Source organism: Paenarthrobacter sp. TE3676, from assembly GCF_056279165.1.
On sequence record NZ_JBWBQU010000003.1, the window covers coordinates 350758 to 363238 of the forward strand.

The following is a 12481-nucleotide window of genomic DNA, read 5'->3' on the forward strand; positions in this document are numbered from 1 at the left end:
ACGCCGATCCTTCATCACCAACTTTGAATCTTGGAAGTGAGGGACTCGCCGGAAGTAGGGTGTGTCATAACCTCAGGGCCGCCAAACCTAGTGGTGGAGGTACACAGCAGTTATCCACATAGGGGACTTTGCGGCCATCTCAGGGTCCCTGCCGAACTCAGCATGGCTACATGGACATCGACAATTTCCTCCGAAGCCGGCGCGGAGCAGCGACCACTCGGACCCTGCAGACTGCGGGCTTCACTCGCCGCATGCTCGCAAACGCGGTGAGGGACGGAGTAGTCAATCGCCTTCATCGCGGCGTCTACACGTCCCGGGTATCAGACCCCGACGTCGTTGCCGCCTTTCGAGCCGACGGCTTACTTACCTGCGTCTCGGCAGCGCGCTTCTATGGTCTCTGGACCCTGGGAGGCGTAGACGCTCTCCATCTCAGCTGCAGCACGGGACAAGCGAGACGGGGTGTAGTCCACCACGGGGCCTGCCTGCATCCAGTCCACTCGTATCTACCCATAGCGGGGGTGGCCGATGTCCTGATCCACGCCCTCAGATGCCTACGGGAACTTGAAGCACTGGTCATGGTGCAGAGCGCAGTTAGCCAAGCACTGCTGTCCATAGATTTCCTGAAATCAAAGCTTCCGGGCAACAGGAATGGCAAAGTTCGCGAAATCCTGGACTTGGTTTTGCCTCGGGCCGACTCGCTCCTGGAAGTCCTCGCGCACACCCACTTCACCAGGGCAGGTCTTAAAGTCCAGATGCATGTGGACGTCCCGGGCGTAGGGGAGGTGGACTGCTTGGTTAACGAATGCCTGATTGTAGAACTCGACGGCGGCACGCACCTTGAGGGAAAACAGGTCAAGAAGGATCAATATAGGAACAACGCAGCCATGCGCAGAGGCCTATTGACCCTCCATTACTACTACGTCGACGTCGTTCATCACCCAGAGAGGATGGTCGCCGAAGTCATGGCAGTTCTGCGCAACAGGGAAGTTGGCCGCTACGCGCCGGCGAGGTACGCGCCAGGGTGGGTTCCGCCGTCGTGAGCCCCTCTGGGCCTGTACCGCCACCACCTACTTTGACCCCAACTTTCTGGCAACAAACCCCCGAAGCGGCGTGTCAGGGCAGGCCCAAAATCAAAGTGGGTGGTGGCCGCACAGGGTCCCAATAAAACAGCCCCTTCACAACCCGGAATGGGTGGGAAGGGGCTGCTCCAAAACGGGAACTTAGTCTTCGTCGTCGTTGAATGCCCACTCGAACATGTCGAACACGAACTCGGAGAACGTGCCCTCTTCGCTCTTCCACTGGCCGCGGGCGTTGTTGCGGCGCCAGACGATGGGGTCCGGGATGCTGAGGTCGGCGGTGCGGAAGCCCCAGGTGAACTGCTCGTCCTCGTCCTCAAGGAACATGAGGAAGCCTTCGTCGTCCACCTCGAGTTCCTCGGGATCCCAGAAGTAGTGGTAAGCCTCCATGAGGTCCTCGCAGCCGCCGATTGCAAGGTAGAACTCGCGCAGGACCAGCGGGATGGTGAAGGAGTGATCGGAGAGGGCGTCGTCCAGTTCGTCGGGCGTGAGGCCGTCTTCTTCCTGCCATTCATCCTCGAGATACTTTGGGACCAGCGCGCGGAACTTCTCGAGGAACATGTCAGTCATGCTCTTATCCTAGCTAATCCCGGGCACCGGAAATTGCGCCCCCACCGGTGCCTGCGCGATGCCAACCACGCACAGCCAGGGGCACATACCAGCCGCGGCGCCATGCGGTCACCCGGAAAGTGAAAACAACACCGGCAATGACACAGGCCGTAAGCCCGCTAAAGAGGCCAAGGTGCCACAATAACGTGGTCAAACCGGCGCCCACGAAGGCAGGCAGCGCGTAGATATCGCGGTTGTTGAACAAGGTGGGGATCTCGTTGGCGGTGATGTCACGGAGCAGGCCGCCGCCCACTCCGGTGGTGACTCCCAGGAGGATCGCAGCCACCGGGTTCATGCCCGCACTGATGGCTTTCAGGGTGCCGGTGATGCAGAACAACGCCAATCCGCCGGCGTCGAACAACGTTAAAAGGGACGTGAAGCGCTGCACTGACGAGAAAAGGTAGTAGACCAGCAATGCTGCCAGCACAGGCGGGGCGAGGTAGGCGGGGTTTGTGAAGGCGATCGGGGGGCCGGCGTTGATCACGATGTCGCGGATCACCCCACCGCCCAGCGCCGCGATGGAGGCGAGCAGCACCGAACCAACAAAGTCGAACTGCTTCCGGGCGGCCAACAACGAGCCCGACACAGCAAAAAAGAACACGCCGATGAGGTCAAGCCAAAGAAGAACAATGTCAAAGGAAATCAAGTGGACTGGTTCTTTCTTAACGTGCTTCACAACAGGTGCTGGCTCAACGTTACGCTAGCTCCCATGAACAGCCCCGTTTTGATCGCTTGCGCCCATGGAACCCGCAACGCCGAAGGCCAAGCAGCCATCCGGCGCGTGATGGCTGAAATTGAAACTCTCCGCCCCGGTTTGCGCGTGGTTGAAGCGTACGTTGACGTCCAGGAACCCGAGTTGGGCGGTGTGGTGGAGGGCCTGCCCGAGGGGACTGCCGCCGTCGTCGTACCGCTTTTGCTCTCAACGGGCTTCCACATCAAGGTGGACGTTCCCAAAGCCATCAAGAGCCGCCCCGAGGTAGTGGCTGCCAAGCCGCTGGGACCGGATCCCCGTCTGGCTGAGCTGTTGACCACGCACCTGCGTGCGGCTGGGTTGCAGGAGAACGACGGCGTGCTGCTGGCTGCCGCGGGATCGTCCCTTCCGGACGGCTCGGTGGACTCGGAAGAGCAGGCGCGACTCCTCGGTGAGCTGCTGCCCAACAAGGTCCGGGTCGCCTATGGCGCCAGCGCCCAGCCAACAGTGCCCGACGGCGTCGCCTCCTTGCGTGCCGAACTCGCCGCCGACGGTGGGACCGGACGGGTCTTCATTGCCTCCTACCTGCTGGCGACCGGTTATTTCCACGACCAACTGGCAAAGGCCGGCGCGGACATTGTGTCGGCTCCTTTGCTTCCGTCGACGGTGCTGGCAGAGATCGCGCTGGAACGTTACGACGCAGTGTTGGAAAGGCTCTCCTAACCTTTATTCACGCGGGAAAAGCGCCAAATGGACCTGCACAAAACAGGTCCTTCGGACAAGGCCGCTGGCGTGTTCGTGACGAAATGTTTCCCTAGGTGACTTCGCGTTTCCGGACCTTTGCTGGCGAAAACTAGCCAGACCTACAGTCGATGTATGACAGATACAGCTGTAGCCGGTGCGTCCTCGGACACCGCAGTCCCCTCGCGTCCGGCACGCACCCGCCCTGCCGCCAAGCCCCACGGCCAGTGGAAGGTTGACGGCACCGCTCCACTGAACGCCAACGAAACCTGGAAGCAGGAAGACAACGGGCTGAACGTCCGTGAGCGGATTGAGTCTGTCTACTCCAAAGAGGGCTTTGATTCGATCGACGGCACGGACCTTCACGGTCGTTTCCGTTGGTGGGGCCTCTACACCCAGCGCAAACCCGGGATCGACGGCGGCAAGACCGCAACGCTTGAACCGCACGAGCTCGAAGACAAGTACTTCATGCTCCGCGTGCGCATCGACGGCGGTGCGCTGACCACCGAGCAGCTTCGCGTCATCGGCCAGATTTCCGTGGACTTCGCCCGCGGCTCGGCCGACCTCACAGACCGCCAGAACATCCAGCTGCACTGGATCCGCGTTGAGGATGTGCCGGAAATCTGGCGCCGCCTTGAAGGCATTGGCCTGTCCACCACCGAGGCTTGCGGCGACGTTCCCCGTGTCATCCTCGGCTCCCCGGTTGCGGGCATCGCCAAGGATGAGATCATCGATCCCACCCCGCTGATCCACGAGCTCGCCGAACGTTTCATCGGCGACCCTGAGCTGGCCAACCTGCCCCGCAAATACAAGACCGCCATCACGGGCCACCCGTCCCAGGACGTGGTGCACGAGATCAACGACTTCGCCTTGGTGGGCGTTGTCCACCCTGAACTCGGTGCCGGCTACGACCTCTGGGTCGGCGGCGGCCTGTCCACCAACCCGCGCCTGGCCGAACGCCTTGGTGTGTTCGTCTCCGCTGACGTTGCCGCTGAAGTATGGCTCGGCGTCACCAGCATCTTCCGCGACTACGGCTACCGCCGCATGCGCACCAAGGCACGCCTGAAGTTCCTCATGAACGACTGGGGACCGGCCAAGTTCCGCCAAATCCTGGAGGACGAATACCTCGGTTTCAAGCTTCCCGACGGCCCTGCTGCTCCCAAGCCCACGGCCCCCGGCGATCACATCGGCGTTCACGAGCAGAAGGACGGCAAGTTCTTCATCGGCGTGACCCCTACTGTGGGCCGCACATCCGGCGAGGCACTTGTCACGCTGGCGGACACCCTGGAGAAGCACGGCAGCTACCGCTTGCGCACTACCCCTCACCAGAAGCTCGTCATCCTGGACGTGGCCGAGGAGCAGGTTGAACCGCTCATCGCAGAGCTGGACACTTTGGGCCTCTCCGCCCGTCCGTCCGTGTTCCGCCGCGGCACCATCGCCTGCACGGGCATCGAATACTGCAAGCTGGCCATCGTTGAAACCAAGGTCACGGCAGCCACGGCCATCGCTGAGCTGGAGCGCCGCTTGGTGGACCTCGTAGAGACCAAGCAGCTGCCGTCGGCACTGTCCCTCCACATCAACGGCTGCCCGAACTCCTGCGCACGTATCCAGACGGCAGATATCGGCCTGAAGGGCATGATGTTGCCAACGCCCGACGGCGACCCCACTCCGGGTTTCCAGGTCCACCTCGGTGGCGGGCTGGCCAACAACGAGCGCGAGGAAGCCGGTTTGGGACGTACCGTCCGCGGCCTCAAGGTCACGGTGGAAGACCTGCCCGATTACGTGGAGCGCGTGGTCCGTAAATTTGTCGCCGTGGGCGCCGAGGGCCAGACCTTCGCAGAGTGGGCACACTCGGCAGATGAAGGAGATCTCCAATGACAGATCCCGTCACGATTACCAACCTCGCCAGCGCAGCAGCCCGTCCGGCACTGCGTTCCCATGAAGAGCTGAAGGCCCTGGCCGAACAAGGCGCCGCTGAGCTGGGCTGGAACGCCCCCGCCCGGGACGTCATCGCCTGGGTGGCCCGCAACTTCGAGCTGCCCACGGTGACGGTCGCCTGTTCCATGGCTGACGCCGTCCTTCCGGCTTTGGTCGCGGACCAGCTTCCCGGCGTCGACGTTTTGTTCCTGGAGACCGGCTACCACTTCAAGGAAACGTACGAGACCCGCGACGAAGTTGCAGCGAACCTGCGCGTCAACGTAGTGGACGTTCTTCCGGAGAACACCGTGGAACAACAGGATCGCCTGCTCGGCAAGGACCTGTTCGCCCGCGACCCCGCCCAGTGCTGCGCGCTGCGCAAGGTCCAGCCGCTGCGCCGTTCGCTGGCCGGCTACGAGGTGTGGTTCACCGGTGTCCGACGCGACGAGGGCCCCACCCGCACCAACACCCCGGTGATCACCTGGGACGAGGGCTTCGGCCTGGTAAAGGTGAACCCGATGGTCGACTGGACCTTCGATCAGCTGATCGAGTACTCCGAGGACAACATCCTTCCCGTCAACCCCCTCCTGAGCCAGGGCTACCCGTCCATCGGCTGCCAGCCCTGCACCCGCAAAGTGGCCCCGGGTGAAGACCCCCGAGCCGGCCGCTGGGCAGGATCCGACAAGACAGAATGCGGACTACACACATGAGCACTCAAACTACGAACGAGGAACTGGAGCTGGACGTGCTGGAAAGCGACCTAGAGACGCCGTCTGCCGCCCAGGGAGTGGCTTCGGGCCTGTCGGAGCCGCGCGCTGGGCTGATCGAAGATCAGCCGCGCGGCGCAGGGGCGGGGGCGGCAGACGGCGGCTCGTCCCGCCTGAGCAGCCTGGACACCCTCGAATCCGAGGCCATTCACATCATTCGTGAAGTTGTTGCCGAGTTCGAGAAGCCTGCGCTGCTGTTCTCCGGCGGCAAGGATTCCGTGGTCATGCTGCATCTGGCCACCAAGGCGTTCTGGCCGGGCAAGGTTCCCTTCCCCGTCCTGCACGTGGACACGGGCCACAACTTCCCCGAGGTCATCGACTTCCGGGACCGCACGGTTGAGCGCCTCGGCTTGAAGCTGGTTGTCGGCTCGGTGCAGGAGTTCATCGACCGCGGTGAGCTGGCCGAGCGCGCCGACGGTACCCGCAACCCGCTGCAGACCGTCCCGCTGTTGGATGCCATCCAGCGCAACAAGTTCGACGCCGTATTTGGCGGCGGCCGTCGTGACGAGGACAAGGCCCGCGCCAAGGAGCGCATCCTGAGCCTGCGTGACGAGTTCGGCCAGTGGGATCCGCGCAACCAGCGTCCTGAGTTGTGGAACCTGTACAACGGCCGCCACACCGTGGGCCAGCACGTTCGCGCGTTCCCCATCAGCAACTGGACCGAGCTGGACATCTGGCGCTACATCGAGCGCGAGAACATTGAGCTCCCCGGCCTGTATTACGCCCACGAGCGCGAAGTTTTCGCCCGCGACGGCATGTGGCGCGCGGTAGGCGAGGTTTCCGAACCGTTGCCGCACGAGGAAGTCATCACCAAGCTGGTCCGCTACCGCACCGTGGGCGACATGTCCTGCACCGGTGCCGTCGAGTCCGATGCCCGCACCGTGGCCGACGTCGTAGTTGAAGTCGCTGCCTCCACCCTGACCGAACGTGGCGCCACCCGAGCAGATGACCGCATCTCCGAGGCAGCCATGGAAGACCGCAAGAAGGACGGCTACTTCTAAATGAGCACCGAAACACTGCCTGCCGGGCTGGAAACAGCCCTGCCCACAACCCTGTTCCGCTTCGCTACCGCCGGGTCGGTGGACGACGGTAAATCCACTTTGGTGGGCCGCCTCCTTCACGATTCCAAGGCGATTCTTGCTGACACGCTCGACGCCGTTGCCCGCACCTCCGCGGACCGCGGCTTCGGCGGAGAAAAGGGCGGGATTGACCTCGCCCTCCTGACCGACGGACTGCGCGCCGAGCGCGAGCAGGGCATCACCATCGATGTCGCTTACCGCTACTTCGCCACGGACCGCCGCAGCTTCATCCTGGCGGACTGCCCCGGCCACGTTCAGTACACCAAGAACACGGTGACCGGCGCGTCCACTGCGGATGCCGTCGTCGTACTTATCGACGCCCGTAAGGGTGTGCTGGAGCAGACCCGCCGTCACCTGTCCGTGTTGCAGCTGCTGCGCGTTGCCCACGTGATTGTTGCCGTGAACAAGATCGACCTTGTTGATTTCAGCGAGCAGGTATTCCGCGACATCGAAGCCGACGTGCAGAAGGTTGCGCGTGAGCTTGGGCTGGGTTCCGATGGCGTTGCTGATCTGCTGGTGGTTCCTGTTTCGGCCCTTGATGGTGACAACGTGGTGGACCGCTCCGAGCGCACCCCCTGGTACACCGGTCCTGCACTGTTGGAGGTCCTCGAAACCCTCCCGGCTGCTGACGAACTCGAGGCCGAACTGGAGAGCTTCCGCTTTCCGGTCCAGCTGGTGATCCGTCCGCAGGGTGCCCTGGCTCCGGACGCTGTTGCCGCCGGGCTCGATGCGGAGGCGTACCGCGATTACCGCGCCTACGCCGGCCAGATCACCGAGGGCTCCGTCAAGGTTGGCGACGAAGTATCCGTCATCAGCCCGGGCCACGAGCCGCGCACCACCACGGTGATCGGCATCGACTTCGCCGGCCAATCGCTGGAGGAGGCCGCAGCTCCGCAATCGGTGGCCGTTCGTTTGGCCGACGAGATCGACATCGCCCGTGGCGACACCATCGCTGCTGCCGGGACTGTCCGTGAGAGCACAGCTGACCTGTACGCGTCGTTGGCATGGCTCTCACCCAAGCCGCTCCGCGAAGGCCAGAAGGTCCTGGTGAAGCACGGTACACGCACGGTCCAGGCCCTGGTCCGGAACGTCACGGGCAAGCTGGACCTGGCCACGTTCAACGTGGAGCCCGCGTCCAACCTGGAGCTCAACGACATCGGACACGCACAGCTCCGGTTGTCCGCTGCGCTGCCACTGGAGAACTACCTGCACCACCGCCGCACCGGCGCTTTCCTGGTGATCGACCCCATCGACGGCAACACCCTTGCCGCCGGTTTGGTCAAGGACCACCCGGGCGACCACGAAGACGAACGTTACGTCATCTAGGGTCATACGTAGTCACAAAACCGCAGCTTGTTCGCGACTCCTCACGTTGTACGGCGGGAATTTCGAACAGGCTGCGGTTTTCTTTTTTGGGAAGGACCCATGCCACAGAACACAACGCTCAGCACGCTCCTCAACGCCGGCAAGGACCTGGTCCTGGACGGTGCGTTGGCCACGGAATTGGAGGCTCACGGCTGCGATCTGGAAGACGCATTGTGGTCAGCCAAGGTCCTGCTCGAGCAGCCGCACCTGATCAAGCAGGTCCACCGCGACTATTTCGACGCCGGAGCCTCCGTGGCCATCACCGCCAGCTACCAGGCGACTCCGCAGGGTTTTGCGCGGCGCGGGTTGTCCGTTGATGAGTCGTTGGAGCTGGTGGCGTTGAGCGTCCGGTTGGCCGATGAAGCCCGCCAGGAAGCCTTGGCTGAGGGTTCTGCCTGTGGGCCGCTTTTGGTAGCCGGATCCGTGGGTCCCTACGGCGCCTACCTGGCTGATGGCTCTGAGTATCGGGGCGATTACACGCTTTCCGCCGCGGAATTCCGGGACTTCCACCGGCCCCGCATTGCCGCTCTCGTTGAAGCCGGCGCGGATTTCCTGGCGTGCGAGACGCTGCCGTCGTTCGCCGAAGCGGACGCGCTGTTGGCGCTCGTGGCGGAGTTCGACGTCGAATCCTGGTTTACGTTCACGCTGCGGGACAGCGGCCACATCAGTGACGGAACGCCGATTGCGGACGTGGCAGCTCTGCTCGGCGCGGAACCGCGGGTGGCCGCCGTCGGCGTAAATTGCGTGCCGCTGGACCTGGTGACAGAAGCTCTCGGCACCCTGCAGCTGACCTTGAACAAGCCGCTGGTCGCGTATCCGAATTCGGGGGAGAGCTACGATGCCGTGACCAAGACGTGGGGTCCGTCGGAGGGTGTTCAGGGCAACGGAACCTTGGCCGGCAACGCAGCCGTTTGGCAGGACCGGGGCGCCCGTCTCATAGGTGGCTGCTGCCGCACAACTCCGCGCGACATTGAAGGCCTGGCAGCGAATATGACGTCACGTGAACCTGCGTGAACCTTGATTTCTACGGGATTGAAGCCGAAATATGACAGTCCCTACTGTGAAGGCATGACCTCTCCGGAATGGTCCTTGCTTGCCCTCGACGGGCGATGTCACGGGGCCTGATCTTCGCCCCGCTCGCATCCCACCTCCCTAAGGACCCACCCCCATGGCTAACACCCCCGAGTCACCCAACACCGGCACCACCCGCATCGTTGCCGGTGAGACCGCACCCAAGCCCAAGCGCCGCCGCACAGTAGAGATCGCCCTGGCCGTCGGCCTGGTGCTCCTCATCGGTGCGGGCGCCGCAGTCGCTTCCGTTGTTTCGCAGAACAACCAGGCCGCCCCGGCGCCTACCACGACGCCGGCTGCTGAGCTGAAGCTTGGCTACTTCAGCAACGTGACCCACGGCCCCGCGCTGGTAGGCACCAGCAAGGGCCTGATCGCCAAGGAGCTCGGCGACACCAAGCTCAGCACGCAGGTCTTCAACGCAGGCCCCGCCGCAATCGAAGCCCTGAACGCCGGCGCCATCGATGCCACGTACATCGGCCCGAACCCGGCCATCAACTCCTTCGTCAAGAGCAACGGCGAGTCCATCAGCATCATCGCCGGTGCCGCCTCCGGCGGTGCCCAGCTGGTGGTCAAGCCGGAGATCAACTCCGCCGCGGACCTCAAAGGCAAGATCCTCAGCTCCCCGCAGCTCGGCGGAACCCAGGACGTGGCACTCCGCGCCTGGCTCGGTGACCAGGGCTTCAAGACCAACACCGATGGCAGCGGCGATGTGAACATCAACCCGACCGAGAACGCCCAGTCGCTGAAGCTCTTCACCGACGGAAAGCTCGACGGCGCGTGGTTGCCGGAGCCGTGGGCCTCCCGCCTGGTGCTTGAAGCCGGTGCGAAGGTCCTGGTTGATGAGAAGGACCTGTGGGAGAACGGTGACTTCACCACCACCATCCTGATCGTGAACAAGAAGTTCGCCGCTGAACACCCCGAAACCGTGAAGGCGCTCCTGAAGGGCCACGTGGAGTCCGTGAACTGGCTGAATAGCGCTTCCGCTTCCGAGAAGGCGACCACCATCAACGCGGTCCTCAAGGACACTGCGGGCAAGCCGCTTCCGGCGAACGTGATTGAACGGGCGCTGCAGAACATCAAGTTCACCACCGACCCGCTGGCCGGAACGTACAACAAGTTGCTCGAAGACGGCGTCAAGGCCGGCACCACCAAGCAGGCCGACATCAACGGCATCTTCGACCTCCGCACCTTGAACGAGGTTGAAGGCAAGAAAACCTCGGCCGCAGGACTCGGCCAGGACTAAGCAGTAACAGGCTGGTCCGCTTCCCTCTCATCCACAGGGGAAGCGGGCCGGCCTTTGGCCACATCAGCTCTACCAATCAACATGAAGGACGGGACCATGCCAGTCGTACTCGAGAACCTGGGCAAGCGCTTCGGCGACGGCGCCCCGGTGCTGGACGACGTCAACGCCACCATCGCTCAAGGCGAGTTCGTCGCCCTCCTCGGTGCGTCCGGCTGCGGAAAGTCCACCCTCCTGAACATCATGGCGGGACTGGAACCGCCGACGTCGGGCGCTCTTGAAGTCCCCAGCGACGGCGCTGCCTTCATGTTCCAGGACGCAGCCCTGTTCCCGTGGCTGACGGCGAGGGGCAACATCGAGTTGGCTTTGCAGTTGGCGGACAAGTCCAGCACGAAGGCGAGCCGGCGTGCACGTGCCACCGAACTGTTGGAACTGGTGCACTTGGGCGGCGCGGGGGATAAGCGTCCCCACGAGCTGTCCGGTGGCATGAGGCAGCGCGTTGCGTTGGCCCGTTCCTTGGCTCAAGACCGACAGTTGCTGCTGATGGATGAGCCGTTTGCTGCCCTCGATGCGATCACCCGCGACCTTCTGCACGACGAACTCGAGCGGATCTGGAAGGAAACGGGCCGGACCATCGTGTTCGTCACCCACAACGTGCGCGAGGCCGTCCGTCTGGGTCAGCGCGTACTGCTCTTGTCCTCGCGTCCCGGCCGTGTGGTGGCTGAATGGGATGTCACGGAGGAGCACCGTACCGATGCCGGCCGCGCTGGGGAGCTGACCGGAGTTATTACCCGCCGTCTTCGCGAGGAGATCCGCCGCCATGCCAAGTAACCCCATTACCACCGAAGAGCGGACCCTTCCCGTGACTGAATCCAAAGAGCACATCACTTCGCCGTCGCTGAAGGGCAACGCCTCCGAGCTCCGGGACCTGGAAGCCGGGCTGGACAACCTCCAGTCGGACAGCCGACGCAAGGCCGGTATCGACTGGAAGCGGGTGCTGCTGCCCGTTGCCGCGCTGGTGGTCCTGATCCTCGCGTGGCAGTTCTACGTTTCGCTTGAGTTCAAGCGCCGAGACCTAGTTCCCGGGCCGCTGGATGTCCTCACCCAATTCGTGACGATGTGGGGCGAAGGAAAAGTCCAGGAAGCTGTGTGGACATCACTGCAACGTGGTGTGATCGGCTTCCTGATTTCGGTGGTCATCGCTACTCCCGTGGGGTTGATCCTGGCCCAGGTAGCTCCCTTGCGGCGTGCGTTCGGGCCGCTGATTTCCGGGTTGCAGGTGCTCCCTTCCGTGGCCTGGGTTCCCGCAGCGATCATCTGGTTCGGCCTGACCGACGCCACCGTCTACTTCGTAGTGTTCATGGGCGCCATCCCGTCCATCATCAACGGGCTCATTTCCGGTGTGGACCAGATCCCGCCGCAGTACCGCAGCGTGGGCACAGTCCTTGGCGCGAACCGGCTCCAGATGGCACTGCAGATTGTCCTGCCCGCCGCACTTCCCGGTTACATCGGCGGTTTGAAGCAGGGCTGGGCCTTCTCCTGGCGTTCACTCATGGCCGCGGAAATCATCGCAGTGGGCGGCACCATTGGTTTCGGGCTTGGCTCGTTGCTGGACCAAGGCCGGCTCCTTTCCGATATGACAATCGTGATGTCCGCGATCCTGCTGATCCTGTTCGTGGGCATTCTGATCGAGATCCTGGTGTTCGGGCCCATCGAGAAGCGTTTGCTGCAACGCCGGGGTTTGCTGGCGGGCAGCAGCCGCTAAGTCCCGGCGGGCGGGCGCACCACTTTGCGCCGCGCGCACCACTTCTTCGCCGAGTCCGCACCCTTTCGCGCCGTTTGCACCAGCGGTTACGGGGGCGATCGGCGGTAAGCGGTGCGGCAACCGAACCCACTACACGTAGCCCGCGACGCGGCCGGATCTG

The 12481-nt window shown here is 63.4% G+C and carries 12 protein-coding genes; 10 read left to right on the forward strand and 2 right to left on the reverse strand.

Annotated elements, in window-relative coordinates; genetic code table 11:
• The first annotated feature begins 170 nt into the window (after window positions 1–170).
• Complete coding sequence (locus ACZ881_RS09195) at window positions 171–1040, forward strand: endonuclease domain-containing protein (protein ID WP_476114492.1); 870 nt, start codon at window positions 171–173, stop codon at window positions 1038–1040.
• A 180-nt stretch (window positions 1041–1220) separates the two neighbouring features.
• Here ACZ881_RS09195 and ACZ881_RS09200 read toward each other — a convergent pair whose 3' ends face one another.
• Together ACZ881_RS09200 and ACZ881_RS09205 are read right to left on the reverse strand one after the other, a co-directional pair.
• Entirely contained in the window at window positions 1221–1646 is a 426-nt protein-coding gene (locus ACZ881_RS09200) for a hypothetical protein (protein ID WP_178997390.1), read from the reverse strand.
• A gap of 13 nt (window positions 1647–1659) precedes the next feature.
• Window positions 1660–2331, reverse strand: a complete 672-nt coding sequence (locus ACZ881_RS09205; protein WP_091469247.1) for a trimeric intracellular cation channel family protein — start codon at window positions 2329–2331, stop codon at window positions 1660–1662.
• Between ACZ881_RS09205 and ACZ881_RS09210 the strand changes: the two genes are divergently transcribed.
• The 9 genes from ACZ881_RS09210 to ACZ881_RS09250 all read left to right on the forward strand — a co-directional run bounded on the left by ACZ881_RS09210 (window position 2332) and on the right by ACZ881_RS09250 (window position 12321).
• Window positions 2332–3099 carry a sirohydrochlorin chelatase gene (locus ACZ881_RS09210; RefSeq protein ID WP_091469243.1) on the forward strand — a complete coding sequence of 256 codons (768 nt, stop codon included), beginning with the start codon at window positions 2332–2334 and terminating at the stop codon, window positions 3097–3099.
• Between the two features lie 153 nt (window positions 3100–3252).
• Window positions 3253–4995 (forward strand): nitrite/sulfite reductase, encoded by a 1743-nt coding sequence (locus tag ACZ881_RS09215; RefSeq protein ID WP_178997384.1) that lies wholly within the window; start codon window positions 3253–3255, stop codon window positions 4993–4995.
• A complete protein-coding gene (locus ACZ881_RS09220; RefSeq protein WP_091469237.1) occupies window positions 4992–5744 on the forward strand; it encodes a phosphoadenylyl-sulfate reductase in 753 nt (250 codons plus the stop codon). The genes ACZ881_RS09215 and ACZ881_RS09220 overlap by 4 nt, the downstream gene beginning before the upstream one ends.
• Window positions 5741–6802, forward strand: coding sequence for a sulfate adenylyltransferase subunit CysD (cysD, locus tag ACZ881_RS09225; RefSeq protein ID WP_442004535.1), 1062 nt, complete (start codon window positions 5741–5743; stop codon window positions 6800–6802). Before ACZ881_RS09220 ends, cysD begins: the two co-directional genes overlap by 4 nt.
• On the forward strand, window positions 6803–8206 hold the full coding sequence (locus ACZ881_RS09230) for a sulfate adenylyltransferase subunit 1 (protein WP_476114509.1): 1404 nt from the start codon (window positions 6803–6805) through the stop codon (window positions 8204–8206).
• A gap of 99 nt (window positions 8207–8305) precedes the next feature.
• On the forward strand, window positions 8306–9259 hold the full coding sequence (mmuM, locus tag ACZ881_RS09235; protein WP_476114512.1) for a homocysteine S-methyltransferase: 954 nt from the start codon (window positions 8306–8308) through the stop codon (window positions 9257–9259).
• Between the two features lie 154 nt (window positions 9260–9413).
• Window positions 9414–10559, forward strand: a complete 1146-nt coding sequence (locus ACZ881_RS09240) for an ABC transporter substrate-binding protein (protein WP_476114516.1) — start codon at window positions 9414–9416, stop codon at window positions 10557–10559.
• 96 nt (window positions 10560–10655) lie between these two features.
• Window positions 10656–11387 (forward strand): ABC transporter ATP-binding protein, encoded by a 732-nt coding sequence (locus tag ACZ881_RS09245; protein ID WP_089595922.1) that lies wholly within the window; start codon window positions 10656–10658, stop codon window positions 11385–11387.
• Window positions 11377–12321, forward strand: coding sequence for an ABC transporter permease (locus ACZ881_RS09250; protein WP_476114519.1), 945 nt, complete (start codon window positions 11377–11379; stop codon window positions 12319–12321). The genes ACZ881_RS09245 and ACZ881_RS09250 overlap by 11 nt, the downstream gene beginning before the upstream one ends.
• Window positions 12322–12481: the final 160 nt, after the last annotated feature.